This is a genomic window from Cupriavidus taiwanensis (genome assembly GCF_900250075.1).
Taxonomy (GTDB): Bacteria; Pseudomonadota; Gammaproteobacteria; order Burkholderiales; family Burkholderiaceae; genus Cupriavidus; species Cupriavidus taiwanensis_C.
On record NZ_LT977071.1, the window covers coordinates 2461163 to 2475924 of the forward strand.

The 14762-nt window shown below is 68.8% G+C and carries 13 protein-coding genes; 9 read left to right on the plus strand and 4 right to left on the minus strand.

The window, feature by feature from the left end; all coding sequences use genetic code 11:
* Positions 1-3 precede the first annotated feature (3 nt).
* Entirely contained in the window at positions 4-2052 is a 2049-nt protein-coding gene (locus CBM2588_RS27455; protein ID WP_115683400.1) for a sensor histidine kinase, read from the minus strand.
* Positions 2049-3440, minus strand: coding sequence for a sigma-54-dependent transcriptional regulator (locus CBM2588_RS27460; RefSeq protein WP_115683401.1), 1392 nt, complete (start codon positions 3438-3440; stop codon positions 2049-2051). Before CBM2588_RS27460 ends, CBM2588_RS27455 begins: the two co-directional genes overlap by 4 nt.
* Before the next feature lie 488 nt (positions 3441-3928).
* Here CBM2588_RS27460 and CBM2588_RS27465 point away from each other — a divergent pair, with 488 nt between their 5' ends.
* From CBM2588_RS27465 to moaA, 9 genes are all read left to right on the plus strand, one after another.
* On the plus strand, positions 3929-5356 hold the full coding sequence (locus tag CBM2588_RS27465; RefSeq protein ID WP_172583676.1) for an L-lactate MFS transporter: 1428 nt from the start codon (positions 3929-3931) through the stop codon (positions 5354-5356).
* A 35-nt stretch (positions 5357-5391) separates the two neighbouring features.
* Complete coding sequence (locus CBM2588_RS31400; protein ID WP_258400839.1) at positions 5392-5514, plus strand: MFS transporter small subunit; 123 nt, start codon at positions 5392-5394, stop codon at positions 5512-5514.
* Between the two features lie 500 nt (positions 5515-6014).
* Positions 6015-7469, plus strand: a complete 1455-nt coding sequence (locus CBM2588_RS27470) for a cytochrome ubiquinol oxidase subunit I (RefSeq protein WP_115683402.1) — start codon at positions 6015-6017, stop codon at positions 7467-7469.
* Positions 7470-7482: 13 nt separating this feature from the next.
* A complete protein-coding gene (cydB, locus tag CBM2588_RS27475) occupies positions 7483-8490 on the plus strand; it encodes a cytochrome d ubiquinol oxidase subunit II (protein ID WP_115683762.1) in 1008 nt (335 codons plus the stop codon).
* Positions 8490-8639, plus strand: a complete 150-nt coding sequence (locus CBM2588_RS27480; protein WP_115683403.1) for a DUF2474 family protein — start codon at positions 8490-8492, stop codon at positions 8637-8639. Before cydB ends, CBM2588_RS27480 begins: the two co-directional genes overlap by 1 nt.
* A 4-nt stretch (positions 8640-8643) precedes the next feature.
* Positions 8644-10716 carry an FUSC family protein gene (locus CBM2588_RS27485; RefSeq protein WP_439897469.1) on the plus strand — a complete coding sequence of 691 codons (2073 nt, stop codon included), beginning with the start codon at positions 8644-8646 and terminating at the stop codon, positions 10714-10716.
* The gene (locus tag CBM2588_RS27490; RefSeq protein ID WP_115683405.1) at positions 10703-10915 is read left to right on the plus strand and encodes a DUF1656 domain-containing protein; all 213 of its coding nucleotides are present in this window, start codon (positions 10703-10705) and stop codon (positions 10913-10915) included. Before CBM2588_RS27485 ends, CBM2588_RS27490 begins: the two co-directional genes overlap by 14 nt.
* Positions 10912-11742, plus strand: a complete 831-nt coding sequence (locus CBM2588_RS27495; protein ID WP_115683406.1) for an HlyD family efflux transporter periplasmic adaptor subunit — start codon at positions 10912-10914, stop codon at positions 11740-11742. Before CBM2588_RS27490 ends, CBM2588_RS27495 begins: the two co-directional genes overlap by 4 nt.
* A 111-nt stretch (positions 11743-11853) precedes the next feature.
* The gene (gene moaA, locus CBM2588_RS27500; RefSeq protein WP_115683407.1) at positions 11854-12966 is read left to right on the plus strand and encodes a GTP 3',8-cyclase MoaA; all 1113 of its coding nucleotides are present in this window, start codon (positions 11854-11856) and stop codon (positions 12964-12966) included.
* 26 nt (positions 12967-12992) lie between these two features.
* On the opposite strand, the gene CBM2588_RS27505 is transcribed toward moaA, so the two are convergent.
* Both CBM2588_RS27505 and CBM2588_RS27510 read right to left on the minus strand, forming a co-directional pair.
* Positions 12993-13253, minus strand: a complete 261-nt coding sequence (locus tag CBM2588_RS27505; protein WP_115683408.1) for a helix-turn-helix domain-containing protein — start codon at positions 13251-13253, stop codon at positions 12993-12995.
* Between the two features lies 1 nt (position 13254).
* Positions 13255-14700 (minus strand): PLP-dependent aminotransferase family protein, encoded by a 1446-nt coding sequence (locus CBM2588_RS27510; RefSeq protein WP_115683409.1) that lies wholly within the window; start codon positions 14698-14700, stop codon positions 13255-13257.
* Positions 14701-14762 lie beyond the last annotated feature (62 nt).

Consider the following 14762-nt stretch of genomic DNA (forward strand, 5'->3'; position numbering starts at 1 on the left):
GCGTCATGACACCTGCTGATCCGGCTCAGCCCCGGCTCCGTCCTCGCGCAGCCAGACGATAAATTCCGCGCCCTGCCCGACCGTACTTTCCACGGTAATGCGGCCACCATAACGCTCGACCAGCGCGTAGCTGATGGACAGGCCGAGCCCGGTCCCCTTCTGCTTCTTGGTGGTGAAAAACGGATTGAACAGGTTGGGCAGGTCTTCCGCGCGGATGCCGCGGCCGGTGTCGCGCACATGCAATGTCACGCCGTGCCCGTCCCAGTCGCGCGTGGCCAGCGTCAGGGTGCCACCTTCAGGCATGGCATGGATGGCATTGGTCAGCAGGTTGACGATGACCTGCTGCAGTTCGCTGCGGCTGATGAGCACCTGGCGCGTGGCGGTGAAGGCCAGTTCGACGCGGATGGCCGCGTCCTTCAGCATATGCCGGACCAGGTCGACGCAGCCGCCCGCAACCTCGCCCACGTCCAGGCGCTCGGTATTGCCGGCGTATGCCTCGGGCCGGACAAACTGCAGCAGCCGGTTGGTCAGCAAGTAGATGCGCCGAACCTGCTCGTCGATCAGGCGCAATTCATGCCGGACCGGCTCCGCCGCCGGGCCGAGGATATCGCGGGCCACGTCGAGGTTGCCCTGGATCACCGCGATCGGATTGTTGATTTCATGGGCCACGCCAGCGGTCAACTGCCCGGCAAGCGCGAGCTTTTCCGAGGTAATCAGTTGCTGCCGGGTTGCGCGCAGCACGGCGTTCGCATCTTCCAGCTCGCGGGTCCGCTCGGCAACCTTGCGGTCGAGCGCGTCGCCCCAGTCCCTGAGTTCGGCATTGCGCTGCTGCAGGTCCGACAGCAGCTGATCGAACTGGCGGGCCAGCTGGCCCAGTTCATCCTCGCTGCGCACCGGGCCGACGCGCGCATCATCGTTTCCAGCCTTGAGCGCGCGCATGGTGCCGACCATGCGCGTCATCGGCGTGAATACGCGCCTGGCCCACAGCAGCGAGAACAGCGCGCCCGCCACGGCCAGCAGCACGAACAGGCTAACCAGCACGCCCAGCGCCAGGTTCTTGGCCTGGCTGATGGGCCTGGCCAGGTAGCCGACGTAGAGCATGCCGATGCGCTGGCCCCGGCTGTCGACGATGGGCTCATAGGCGCTCATGTAGCGGTCGTTGACGACGAAGGCCAGGTCCAGCCATTTTTCGCCGCGCAGCAGCACCTGGTCGCGCACCTCGCGCGAGACGCGCGTGCCCAGGGCGCGCTCGCCATGGAACAGCCGCACGTTGGTGGCGATGCGGGTGTCGTCCAGGAACAGGGTCGCGGTGCCCTGGCTGCCGCGGGGCAGGGATTCTGGCTGGTAGACCAGGGCGTTGATGGTGTCGATAAAGCCGAGGTTGTGGTTGAGCAGCGTGCCGCCGTGCAGGACGGCCACCAGCTTGCCCGCGGCATCGAACACCGGCGCCGCCGCGTGCACCACCATGCCGCGGGTTTCGATGGTGCGGTCGGTCGGCGCCGCATTGGCGGTGGCGCGCAGCGTGACCGGGGCGCGCCGGGCAAGGTCGGCGGAAACGGCGGCCAGCTGCGCGGCGGACCAGGCGTCGGTGGCGGCATCGGCGCGACCAGCCGCGGCGCTTTCCACCACGCGCCAGGCGGCATAGCCGGTATCCGCTGCGCCAGCCGGCGCAGCGGCAAGCAGCCGCCCGTTGGGATCGAGCAATTGCAGGAAATCAAGGCCGTGCGTGCGCCGCGCCTCCGCCAGGATGGCGGGCATGGTGCTGCCACGGCCAAGCGCGTCCACCAGCCCGTGCGACCGGGCCTCCTGCAGAACCCGGTCCTTCACGCCGCCGACCATGTGCTCGAAATACTCGTGGGCGACCAGCAGGTCGCTGTTGACCTTGTAGGCCAGCAACGCCTGGAAGGTGCGGTTGCCCCACAGCGCCATCAGCAGCAGCAACGCGACCAGCGCCACCAGCAAGGGCGCAATCACGATCGACACCAGTTTGGCGCGCAGCGACGCGCGATAGCGGCGCACCAGCGCCCAGCCGCGCGGCTCGCGCGTGGTCAAGGACGCAGCCCCCACTGCAGGCACTTGCGGTCCAGCGTGCGCCGCGAGATGCCGAGCCGGCGCGCCGCTTCGGCGCGGTTGCCGCCCTCGGACGCCAGCACCTGCAGGATGTGCCGGCGCTCCACCGATTCCAGCAGCACGGCGTCGTCTGCCGGTGCATGGTCATCGGCTGCCGCGTGCGCGGCTGGCGCGGGTTCGCCATGCGCCAGTAGCTCGACCGGGTATTCGCCGAGGATCAGGGCCCGCTCCACCAGGTTGCGCAGCTCGCGCGCATTGCCCGGCCAGTCATAGGCCTGGAGCAGGCGCACCAGCGACGGCGACAGCGGCACCACGGGCAGCCCCAGCTGGGCCGACAGCTGCTCCGAGAAATGCCCGGCCAGCGGCACGATGTCTTCCGGCCGCGTGCGCAGCGGCGGAATCGCGATCGAGACCACGTCGAGCCGGTAATACAGATCCTGGCGAAAGCGCCCGGCCGCCACCTCCTGGACCAGGCTGCGGTTGCAGGCCGCGACGATGCGCACGTCCACCACCATCTCGCGCTCGGTGCCGAGCGGACGGATGCGCCGGTCTTCGATCACCCGCAGCAGCTTGGCCTGCATCGGCAGCGGCAGTTCTGAGATCTCGTCCAGGAACAGCGTGCCGCCGTCGGCATAGAGGAACAGGCCATGGCGCGCGCCCGCGGCGCCGGTGAAGGCGCCGCGGGCGTGGCCGAACAGCTCGCTTTCGATCAGCTCCGGCGCCATCGCGCCGCAGTTCAGCGGCACGAACTGGCCCTGCCGTCCGCTCAGGCGGTGCAGCTCGCGCGCCACCACTTCCTTGCCGGTGCCGGACTCGCCCGTGACCAGTACCGTCGATGGCATCGGCGCGACGCGCGCGACCAGCGCCATCACCTTGCGCATGGCCTCGGAGTTGCCGACCACATGCTTGTGGATGGTGTACTGGTCCAGCTCGCGGCGCAGCAGGTAGTTCTCGCGCGCCAGGCGCGCGCGGTCGAAGCAGCGCCGGATCGCGTTGAGCATCTGGTCGACGCGGAACGGCTTGACGATGAAGTCCGCCGCGCCCGAGCGCAACGCCTCGATGGCGGTCTCCATGTCGGCGAAGGCGGTCATCAGGATCACGTCGGCGGGGTTGCCGGCGGCTCGCAGCGCCTTGAGCCATTCCACGCCGCTGGCGCCCGGCAACGCCACGTCGAGGAGGATCAGGTCGACATGGCGCTGCTCCAGCAGCGCCGCGCCGGCTTCGGCGCTGTCTGCGGTCAGCACGGCATCGACCTTGCCTTCCAGCGCGCGCGACAGGAACGAACGCATGCCGGCCTCGTCGTCCACCACCAGGATGGTGCGGCGCTGCCAGTGGTCGGTATCGGCCGCATTGCTTTGTCGTTCGCTCATCACTTTGGTTGTTGCGGGGCAGAGAGGCCGGGAAGGCCATGCACGTTCGCACGTGCCAGCTTGATTTCCAGTCACCGGTGGTTGTCGTGCCCGCGAAAGCGGGGGCCCAGTGACTCTGGTCCCCCTTAGGGGGACTTCAAGACGCTGGAGTCCCGCCTGCGCGGGAATGACGGTGGCGTTTGATGTTTCGGTGGCCCTAACGTTTCCGGGTAGGGAGAGAGTCTAGCGACAGTCGGCACCACCGCTGTATTGGGAGTTAAACCGAGCCCGAGCCGGCCAACCCGCAGCGGATGGACATTTTGGCCGGGACACCGGGCCGGCGCGCGGACATTTTGTCCAACGCATCGCGCCCGCTAGCGGGCCATTCGGCGTCATGCGTTGACGGCAAAGGGCCTGGGCCTTGGGCACAGGACTTGCTGGACGACGCGCTCCAGCCCGCCGCGCCCCGCGCAACAAGAGGCTGCCACTTCCAGGTAGGAGACAACTTCATGCCATATCCCGCGCCAGCGCAGACGCCCTCGCCCACCCCGCGCATCCCCGCCAACACGAGCACCGCGCGGCCCTCGCGCTTCTCCAAGGAGGCCATCATCGCCCGGCCCGGCTTCAACCGCTGGATGGTGCCCCCGGCCGCGCTGGCGGTGCATCTGTGCATCGGCCAGGCCTACGCCTTCTCGGTGTTCAACGAGCCGCTGACCCGCATCCTCGGCGTCACGCAATCCGCGCCCGGCGACTGGCAGCTGACCACGCTGGGCTGGGTGTTCTCGCTGGCAATCTTCTTCCTCGGCATCTCGGCCGCGTTTGCCGGCAAGTGGCTGGAGACGGTCGGCCCGCGGCGCACCATGTTCACCGCGGCCTGCTGTTTCGGCGGCGGCTTCGTGGTCTCGGCGCTCGGCATCTGGCTGCACCAGATCTGGCTGCTCTACCTGGGCTACGGCGTATTGGGGGGCATCGGCCTGGGGTTGGGCTACGTCTCGCCGGTGTCGACGCTGATCCGCTGGTTCCCGGACCGGCGCGGCATGGCCACGGGGATGGCGATCATGGGCTTCGGCGGCGGCGCGATGATCGGCGCGCCACTGTCGGTGGCGCTGATGAACCATTTCAAGAGCGCCACCAGCGCGGGGGTGGCGGAGACCTTCCTGGTGATGGGCGTGATCTACTTCATCTCGATGTCGATCGGCGCGCTCGCGATTCGCATCCCAGCCCCGGGATGGACCCCGCCTGGCTACGTCCCCCCGGCCAGGCCGAGCAAGATGGTGACGCACGCCAACGTGCATATCGACCAGGCCCTGAAGACGCCGCAGTTCTACCTGCTGTGGCTGATCCTGTTCCTCAATATCACGGCGGGCATCGGCGTGCTGGGCCAGGCCGCTGTGATGATCCAGGAAACTTTCAAGGGCACCATCACCGCCGCGGCCGCGGCGGGCTTTGTCGGCCTGCTCAGCATCGGCAACATGACCGGACGCTTCCTGTGGAGCTCCGCCAGCGACTACTTCGGCCGCAAGCTTACCTACGCCATCTTCTTCGCCTTCGGCGCGGCGCTCTACATGGCGGTGCCGGCGGTGGGCGCATCCGGCAACGTGGCCCTGTTCGTGGCCTGCTACTTCCTGATCCTGACCATGTATGGCGGCGGCTTCAGCACCATCCCGGCCTACCTGGCGGACATGTTCGGCACCGCCTACGTCGGCGGCATCCATGGCCGCCTGCTGACCGCCTGGGCCGCCGCGGGCATTGCCGGGCCGGCGCTGGTCAACTACATCCGCGAGTACAAGCTCGCGCTAGGGGTGCCGAGGTCAGAGGTCTATGTCGATACCCTGCACATCATGGCCGGCCTGCTGGTGGTGGGCTTCGCATGCAACCTGCTGATGCGGCCCGTACATGCGCGGCATCATCTGCGCGAAGCCGCCGGCGCGGCTTGAGCGGCTTCCCCTCATCTATCGCACGGAGATTCGCCATGCAAGACGATCGCACCTTCGGCAAGGCCCTGCTGTTGTTCGCGTTCTGGGCTTATGTATTGATTCCGCTCGGCACCGGCATCTGGTCCACCCTGGGCAAGGCGCTGGCGCTGTTCAGCTGAGCGCAATGGACACTGCCGATTGGGTACTCCCTCTCCCTCTGGGAGAGGGCTGGGGTGAGGGCCGGGGTCGCAACGAAGTCGACGCGTTGGCATAGCGACGTCCTGCCCTCGCCCCCGCCCACCGTTGCTAACTGCTTGATTCCGCTAGTACCACCGAAGCATCAAATTCCACCGTCATTCCCGCGCAGGCGGGAATCCAGCGTCTTTGAGGTCCCCGAAGGGGGACAAAAAGCCACTGGGTCCCCGCCTGCGCGGGGACGACAACCATCGGTGACTGGCAAGAAGCCGGCACGTGCAAACGTGCGGGGGTCTCTCCCGCACGCGGGAGAGGGGAGAAAACAGTCGGGATTCGTGGGCCCTCAACTCTCAGCCTCGACAACTGAGCTTGCACAGATCCCCAAAAACTGTATCCCTGCCAGCCACGCCGTCATCCCTACCCTTGTCCGTAGTGTCGCGCGACATGCCGTCGTGCCGGCGGCAACCCCACGGAGAGCACATCGATGCACGGACTCACAGCGCTGGACCTTGCCCGGATCCAGTTCGGATTCACGGTTTCCTTTCATATCCTGTTTCCCGCCATCACCATCGGGCTGGCGTGTTTCCTGGCCTTCCTGGAAGCGCGCTGGCTCTACACCAAAGACCCGGTGTACCGGTCCCTGTACCAGTTCTGGATCAAGATCTTCGCGCTGAACTTCGGCATGGGCGTCGTTTCCGGCCTGGTCATGGCCTATGAATTCGGCACCAACTGGTCCGGCTTCTCGCAGTTCGCCGGCAGCATCACCGGCCCGCTGCTGACCTACGAAGTGCTGACGGCATTCTTCCTGGAAGCCGGCTTCCTCGGCGTGATGCTGTTTGGCTGGAACCGCGTCGGGCCGGGGCTTCACTTCTTCGCGACCGTGATGGTGGCGCTGGGCACGCTGATCTCGTCGACCTGGATCCTGGCCTCCAACAGCTGGATGCATACGCCGGCCGGCTACGTCGTCGTCGCCGGCAAGGTGGTGCCGACCGACTGGCTCGAGGTGATCTTCAACCCGTCGTTCCCTTACCGCCTCGCGCACATGGTGATTGCGGCGCTGCTGTCCACGGCGCTGTTCGTGGCGGCGGCGTCGGCCTGGCAGCTGCTGCATGGCCGCGCCGTTCCCGCCGCGCGCAAGATGCTGTCGATGGCGCTGTGGATGGTGCTGGTGGCCGCGCCGCTGCAAGCGGTGGTGGGCGACGCGCATGGGCTTAACACGCTGGCGCACCAGCCCGCCAAGATCGCGGCGATGGAGGGGCACTGGAATACCGCGCCCAGCGGCGACAAGGGCGGCTTCCCGCTGATCGTCTTCGGCATTCCCGACATGGAGCGCGAGGAAACCCGCTACGCCATCGAGATCCCGCGCCTGGGCAGCCTGATCCTGACGCACAGCCTGGACGGCCAGATCCGCGGGCTCAAGGACTTCCCGAAAGCGGACCGTCCCAACGCCACCGTGGTGTTCTTCACCTTCCGCGCCATGGTTGGCCTGGGCGTGGCGATGATCCTGTTCGGCCTGCTCGGCTGGATCCTGCGCCGCAATGGCGCGGTGTACCGCTCGCGCGCGTTCCTGCGTCTGGCGGTGGCGATGGGGCCCACCGGCCTGATCGCATTGCTGGCGGGCTGGATGACCACGGAGATCGGGCGCCAGCCATGGGTGGTCTATGGACTGCTGCGCACCCACGATGCCGTGTCCGCGCATCAGGCGGGGCCGGTGGCGCTGTCGCTGGCGCTGTTCGTGGTGGTCTATTTCGTCTGCTTCGGCGTGGGCATCCGCTACATGCTCAGGCTGGCCTGCGCCGGCCCGGCGCCGGATACGCACCACCCGCACCCCCATCCGGACGACCGGCCGTCCTACGGCCCCGGCAGCGTCGTTCCCGCCGCCCTCGCCGCCGCTTCCACTCCCAACGCGATGGCCCCGCACGGCCGCCGCGAATCCTGAACAGGTGATCGACATGGGTATCAACCTTCCCGTTATCTGGGCTGCGCTGATCTTCTTCGGCGTGATGATGTACGTCATCATGGACGGATTCGACCTCGGCATCGGCATCCTCTTCCCCTTCGTCGGCGACCGCCATGACCGCGACGTGATGATGAATACGGTCGCGCCGGTGTGGGACGGCAACGAAACCTGGCTGGTTCTGGGCGGCGCGGCGCTGCTGGGCGCCTTCCCGCTGGCGTATTCGGTGCTGCTTAGCGCCTTCTACCTGCCGCTGGTGTTCATGCTGCTGGGGCTGATCTTCCGCGGCGTCGCCTTCGAATTCCGCTTCAAGGCCAGCGACCGCAGCCGCCCGTACTGGGACGCCGCGTTCACCTGGGGCTCGGTGGTCGCTGCCTTCTTCCAGGGCGTGACGCTGGGCGCCTATATCGACGGCATCGCCATGGACGGCACCACCTTCAGCGGCGGCGCGCTCGACTGGCTGGCGCCGTTTCCGCTGTTCTGCGGCGTTGGCGTGGTGATCACTTACGCGTTCCTCGGCGTCACCTGGCTCATCATGAAGACCGAGGGCCGGCTGCAGTGGACCATGCTGCGCGTGACCAACGTACTGACCGGCGTGATGCTGGCGATGGTGGGCTTGGTCAGCATCTGGACGCCGCTGACCCACCCGGAGATCGCGCAGCGCTGGTTTGCGCTGCCCAACCTGCTGTTCTTCCTGCCGGTGCCGCTGCTGGTGCTGGGCTCGGCCTGGGGCATCTACCGGTCGCTGCGCCGGCAGCCCAATGTGTCGCCGTTCCTGTATGCGCTGCTGATGGTCTTCATGGGCTATACCGGGCTGGCCATCAGCATCTGGCCCAACATCATCCCGCCGTCGGTCTCGATCTTCGATGCCTCGTCGCCGCCGCAAAGCCAGGGCTTCGCGCTGGTCGGCACGCTCTTCATCGTGCCGATCATCCTGGCCTACACCTCGTGGTCGTACTACGTGTTCCGCGGCAAGGTCCGGCGCGGCGAGGGGTACCACTGATGGCCAGGACTCCGCATAAGACGCCGAGCGCACCACTGGCGACCCGCCTCGGCTGGCTGCTGGCGCTGTGGCTGGCCGGGGTCGGCACGGTGTTCGCCTGCGCCAGCCTGATGAAGCTGCTGATGCGCGCCGCGGGCCTCGCGCACTGACGCCATGTCCGCTTCCCGCCCACTTTCTCCCGTCACGCCACGGCCACGCCCTGCCGGGATGGCCGGCGCGCTCGCCGCGGCGTGGGCGGGCGCTCCCGATCTTGCGCCCTGGCTGCATTCCCTCAAGGTGTTCGGCGCGGCGATGCTGGCGCTCGGCACGGCGCTGGCGCTGGGCCTGCCGCGGCCCTACTGGGCCATGGCGACGGTCTACCTGGTGTCCAGCCCGCTCGCCGGCGCGACGCATGCCAAGGGCGCCTACCGCGTCGTCGGCACGCTGCTGGGGGCCATCGGCGCGGTGGCGCTGGTGCCCTGTCTGGTCGACCAGCCCGTGCTGCTGATGGCGGCGATCGCCTGCTGGACCGGCACCCTGCTCTACCTGTCCTTGCTGGAGCCGGCACCGCGCAACTACATCTGCCTGCTGGCCGCCTATACGCTGCCGATCGTCGCGCTGCCGACCGTGACCCACCCCGGCACGGTGTTCGACGTCGCGCTGACGCGGATCGAGGAGATCGTGATCGGCATCGTCTGCGCCAGCGTGGTCAGCGCGGTGGTGTTCCCATCGCGCACCGCGCCGGCGCTGGCCGCGCGCGCGGCGGCATGGATGGAGCACGCCTCGCGCTGGAGCGCCGACATGCTGGCCGGCCGCGCCAGCGCGGGGCAACGCCACGACAGCTTCAGCACGCTCGCCGCCGATATCCTCGCGCTGGAAACCCAGATGGCCCAGCTCGCCTATGAATCCGGCAACGCGCAGACGCTGCGGCGCGCACGCGCGCTGCACCAGCGCATGACCGCGATGCTGCCACTGGTGCTGGCGCTGGCCGATGCCGCGGACGCGTTGCGCCGGCATCGCCCCGGCATGCCGGAGCACGTCGCGCAGCGCCTGCGCGCCATGCTGGACTGGATCGCCGGTGCGGCCGGCGCGTCGCGCCCGCCGCCGTCGTGGTACCCGGCGTGCACGGCGCCGACCGCGCCCCCCGACTGGCACGCGCGGCTGGTCGCGGCGACCTTCGACTACCTCGATGAACTGGGCGACCTCTGGCAGGACTGCCGCCTGCTGCAGGCCAGCCTGCGCCAGCGCGGCAGCGAGCCCGCGGCGCTGCGTTACCGCGTGGAGCCGGCCGGCCAGGCGCGGCATCATGACCACGCGCAGCTATTGTTCCGCGCCGCCACGGCGGGCTCGGCGACGCTGGTGGCCGGCCTGCTGTGGATGGCATCCGGCTGGGTGGACGGCGCCGTGCCGGTCGGCCTGGCGGCGCTGGCCAGCTGCTTCATCGCCTGCACGCCCGAGCCGCGGCTGGTGGCTGGCCGCGTGATCGCGTGGAGCGTGGCCTGCGCGCTGCTGTCCTGGTACTACCAGTTCGTGGTGCTGCAGCTGGCCCATGACTTCGGCTCGCTCGCCGCGCTGCTGTTCGGGCCTTACCTGGTGATCGGCGCGATGACCACGCAGCCGCGCTTCGCGTTGTTCGGCGTGCTGCTGGCCGTGACCGCGGCGTCATTCCCGGGGCCGCAGAACCTGGGAACGGCGAGTTTTTCCGGCATTTTCAACGGCAGCCTGGCAAGCCTGGCGGCACTGGTGTTCGCCGCGCTGTGGGCGGTGCTGATGCAGCCGTTTGGCCAGCAGCTGGTGGCATACCGGCTGGCGCGCGCCAACTGGAACGAGATCGCGCTGGCCGCCCATCCGCGCGCGCCGGTCAATAGCGCGCGGCTGCGCGGCCGCCTGCTGGACCGCCTGCTGCGCCAGTGGCCGCCGCTGACGCGCCGCAACCATGCCAGCCATGAGCAGGCGGCCAATGCGCTGGCCGACTTCCTGGTCGAAGTTGCCGTGCTGGCGCTGCGGCGCGCCACGGATCGCGCAGTCGCCCGCGTGCTTGCCGGGGTCGCGCGGCACTACCGCCACTGCGCGCGTGCCGGCCATGCCATCCCGCCCGCGCCGGCGCTGGCTGCGCAGATCGACGCGGCCTTCGCGGCGCTGGCCACGTCCGCGCACGGCAGCTCCCGCTCCACGCTGACGGCGCTCGCCACGCTGCGCCTCGCTCTCTATCCCCATGACCAGGAAAGACGCCATGCACGCCACTGAGTTCGACCTGTATGGCGTGTTCGTGCCCGCCACCGTGGTGTGGATGCTGGCCGCGTTCGCGGTCACCGCCGCACTGCGTGCCGTGCTGGTCCGGGTCGGCTTCTACCGCATCGTGTGGCACCGGTCCTTGTTCAACCTCTCGCTGTACATCCTCGTATTGGGCGCCATCGTCGCGCTCGTCTGGCAGGCCCCATCATGATTCGCAAGCTCTCGCTGCTCGTCCCGGTTGCTGTGACCCTGGCCGCGGTGGCCGCCGCGGCGATGACCGCCTGGCACCTCTGGCAGTACTACACCGCGGCGCCTTGGACCCGCGACGGCCACGTGCGCGCCGCGGTGATCCAGGTCGCGCCCGATGTCTCGGGTCCCGTCACGGCGGTGCTGATCGGCGACAACGCGCGGGTGCAACGCGGCCAGGTGCTGTTCGAGGTGGATCCGGAGCGCTTCCGCCTGCGCCTTAGGCAGGCGCAGGCCGAAGCCGCGTCGGCACGCGCGGCGCTGGCGCTGGCGCGGCGGCTCCGCAACGCGGCCGCCGTAGCCGCCGTAGCTGCCGCACAGGCGCGCCTCGACCAGGCCCGGGCCGCGGTCGACATCGCCGCGCTGGACCTGACGCGTTGCCGCGTCACCAGCCCGGTCGACGGCCAGGTCAGTGACCGCCTGCCGCGCGCCGGCGACTTCGCCACCCGCGGCAAGCCGGCCCTGTCGGTGGTGGCAAGCGGCTCGCAATACGTCGAGGGCTATTTCGAGGAGACCAAGCTGCCCGCGATCCGGATCGGCAGCGCCGCCGACGTGCATGTCATGGGGCAGCGCGCGCCGCTGCACGGACAGGTGCAGAGCATCGCGCCCGGCATCGAGGACCAGGACCGCGCACTCGGCCCGAACCTGCTGCCGAGCGTCAACCCGACCTTCAACTGGGTGCGGCTGGCGCAGCGGATACCGGTGCGCATCGCGCTCGATCCGGTCCCGGAAGGCGTCCAGCTGATTGCCGGCCAGACCGCCACGGTACGCATCCGCGAGCCGCACCCCTGACGCCGCGGCGCTCGGGCCGCAACTGTTCTGCTTGCACGCCGGCCCCTTTGTACGCCTGCGGCGCGGTCGCCGGCGCCTACGATGGACCGCATACGCTTATGGAGACTCCCCATGCAAGCAGCGCCTGTGCAAGCCTTGCCGGCCACGTCCGGCCATCCCGCCGCCGTGCCGGGCCCCGTCACGCCCGCCGTGCTCGACCAGCTTGGTCGCCCGCTGCGCGACCTGCGCCTGTCGGTGATCGACCAGTGCAATTTCCGCTGCACCTACTGCATGCCCAAGTCGCGCTTCGGGCGCGACTATCCGTTCCTCACGCCCGCGCAACGCCTATCCGATGACGAGCTGCTGCGCATCGTGCGCGCCTTTGTCGGCCTGGGCGTCGGGAAGGTGCGCCTGACCGGCGGCGAGCCGCTGCTGCGCAAGGGCATCGAGTCACTGGTCGAACGGATTGCCGCGATGCGCACGCGCGAGGGGAAGCCGGTGGCTGTGGCGATGACCACCAACGGCAGCCTGCTGGCGCGCAAGGCCCGCGCACTGCGCGACGCGGGGCTGGACCGGGTCACGGTCAGCCTCGACAGCCTGGACGACGGCATCTTCCGCGCCATGAACGATGTGGAAGTTCCGGTCGGCCGCGTGCTGGAGGGCATCGACGCAGCCCGCGCCGCCGGCCTGGCCCCGGTCAAGGTCAACTGCGTGGTCGAGCGCGGCACCAATGACGGCCAGGTGCTGCCGCTGGTCGAACACTTTCGCGGCAGCGGCGTCACGCTGCGCTTTATCGAGTATATGGACGTGGAAGGTCCCAGCGGCTGGTCGCAAGCGCGCGTAGTGCCGTCGGAGGAATTGCGCGCCACGATCGAGCGCGCGCATGCGCTGCTGCCGCTCGCCAGGCGCGCTGGCGAGACCGCCAGCAATTTCTTGCTGGCCGATGGCAGCCTGAAGCTGGGCTTTATCTCGAGCGTGTCGCAGCCGTTCTGCGGCGATTGCACCCGCGCCCGCGTGTCGGTCGATGGCCGGCTGCACCTGTGCCTGTTTGCCATCCGGTCGGTCGACCTGCGCCAGCATCTGGGCGCCGCATGCCCGGAGCAAGACCTGGCGCAGGCGATCCGGCAGGCATGGCAGGCCCGCGGCGACCGTTACTCGGAGCTGCGCGCCGGAATACGCGCGGAAAGGTTTGCCAGCGGCAAACGGCAATATCCCACGGTACGCATGTCGCTGGTGGGGGGCTGAGCCGCGGCCCCGGAGCTGGCACGCTGTCAAGCTTCGGGGAAAACCTGTGCGGCGAGCTCGGCGCCGGCCGGGGTCAGGCTCGCATGGCCGCGACCCGCTTCGTCGATCGACATGTCGGCCAGTCCGGCCGCCTGCAGCTGCGTCAGCACGCGCCGCAGCACGCTCATCGGCAGGCCGGAACGCTTGGCGATCCGGGCAAGCGACCAGGGGCCGCCGCCGTCGCGGCCGGCCTGGCACAGCACCTGGAGCACCGCAACGATGGCGGGATCGATGTCGGCGTCCTGCATGCTAGCGTTCATCCTCACTTTGCTCGCGGCTGCGCGCCAGCAGGTGCTGCGCGATCTTGCCCAGCGTCTGCACGGCAGATTCGATGCCGGGCGACCATTCCCCGCTGTAATTCAGCCGGATGCAGTGCCGATAGGTCGCGCCCGGCGCAAACATATGCCCCGGCGCCACGGTGATGCGGTGCTCCAGCGCGGCGTGGTACATCTCCATCGCGTCGATGCCCGCGGGCAGCTGCACCCACAGCACGTAGCCCCCGGCCGGTTGCGAGGTGGTGGTGCCATCGGGGAAGAACCGGCGCACCGTGGCCGCCATGATGCTGGCCTGCTGCGCATAGGCCTTGCGCACGCGCCGCAGGTGGAAATCGTAGCCGTCGTTCTTCAGGAACTCGGCGATCGCCAGTTGCGGAATCGCCGGCGTGGTCAGCGTATTGAGGAACTTGAGCCGTTCCACCGCCTCGCGGTAGCGCCCCGGCAGCGCCCAGCCGATGCGGTAGGCATTGGTCAGGGTCTTGGAGAACGAGGAGCAATGCAACACGATGCCGGCCTCGTCATAGGCCTTCAATGAACTGGGATGGGCCTCGCCGTAATAAAGTTCGCCGTAGACGTCGTTCTCGATGACCGGTATGTCCTTCGCGGTCAGCATCGCCACCAGCGCGCGCTTGTTCTGGTCCGGCATCTGGAAGCCGAGCGGGTTCTGGAAGTTGGGCATCACCATGCAGGCGGCCACGCCCTTTTCATCGATCAGCCGCGCCAGCGCATCGATGTCGATGCCATCGGCGGGATCGGTCGCCACCTCGATGGCGCGCATGCCCAGCCGTTCGATGGCATGGAGCATGGCGTAGTAGGTCGGTGACTCCACCGCGATGGTATCGCCGGGCCTGGCCACCGCCTGCAGGCACAGGTTGATCGCCTCGGTCGCGCCGATGGTGACGATGACCTCGTTCGGGTCGATGGCGTAGCCGTTCTCGAGATAGCGGCGCGAGATCTGCCGGATCAGCTCGGGGCTGCCGGGCGGCAGGTCGTCCAGCATGGTCCACTTGGCATAGCGGCGCGCGATATTGTTGGCGTACTGGTTGATGCGCTGCCACGGGAACAGCGAAGGATCCGGATAGGGAGAGCCCAGCGGCACGGCCTCGTCCGAACGGATCGAGCGCAGCGTCGACAGCACCAGCGCGCTGACATCCACCGCCGAAGGCTTGGCGCTGGGCCGCGACGGGCGCAGCGCGGCCACCGGCTCGCCCGCCCGCGCGCGCACGAAGTAGCCGGACTGCGGCCGGCTTTCGATGATGCCGCGGCTCTCCAGCAGCACGTAGGCGCGGATCACGGTGGTAATGCTCATGCGGTGGTGCTGGCTGGTCTGCCGCACCGAGGGAATCCGCTCGCCGGGCAGCAGCACGCCCTGTTGCACCAGGGCCTCGATATCCGCAGCCAGCTTTTCATAGAGTTTCACGCCGCGCTCCCCTTGCTTGCCGTCCCCTGCGGCCCCGGCCCGCTGCCTGCTCCGGCCACGCG

Excerpts from the sequence above, each read along its gene's own strand:
- cydB (WP_115683762.1), top strand. The coding sequence starts at position 7,483 with ATGGGTATCAACCTTCCCGTTATCTGGGCTGCGCTGATCTTCTTCGGC.
- CBM2588_RS27485 (WP_439897469.1), top strand. The coding sequence starts at position 8,644 with ATGTCCGCTTCCCGCCCACTTTCTCCCGTCACGCCACGGCCACGCCCT.
- CBM2588_RS27465 (WP_172583676.1), top strand. The coding sequence starts at position 3,929 with ATGCCATATCCCGCGCCAGCGCAGACGCCCTCGCCCACCCCGCGCATC.
- CBM2588_RS27470 (WP_115683402.1), top strand. The coding sequence starts at position 6,015 with ATGCACGGACTCACAGCGCTGGACCTTGCCCGGATCCAGTTCGGATTC.
- moaA (WP_115683407.1), top strand. The coding sequence starts at position 11,854 with ATGCAAGCAGCGCCTGTGCAAGCCTTGCCGGCCACGTCCGGCCATCCC.
- CBM2588_RS31400 (WP_258400839.1), top strand. The coding sequence starts at position 5,392 with ATGCAAGACGATCGCACCTTCGGCAAGGCCCTGCTGTTGTTCGCGTTC.
- CBM2588_RS27480 (WP_115683403.1), top strand. The coding sequence starts at position 8,490 with ATGGCCAGGACTCCGCATAAGACGCCGAGCGCACCACTGGCGACCCGC.
- CBM2588_RS27495 (WP_115683406.1), top strand. The coding sequence starts at position 10,912 with ATGATTCGCAAGCTCTCGCTGCTCGTCCCGGTTGCTGTGACCCTGGCC.
- CBM2588_RS27490 (WP_115683405.1), top strand. The coding sequence starts at position 10,703 with ATGCACGCCACTGAGTTCGACCTGTATGGCGTGTTCGTGCCCGCCACC.
- CBM2588_RS27505 (WP_115683408.1), bottom strand. The coding sequence starts at position 13,253 with ATGCAGGACGCCGACATCGATCCCGCCATCGTTGCGGTGCTCCAGGTG.
- CBM2588_RS27460 (WP_115683401.1), bottom strand. The coding sequence starts at position 3,440 with ATGAGCGAACGACAAAGCAATGCGGCCGATACCGACCACTGGCAGCGC.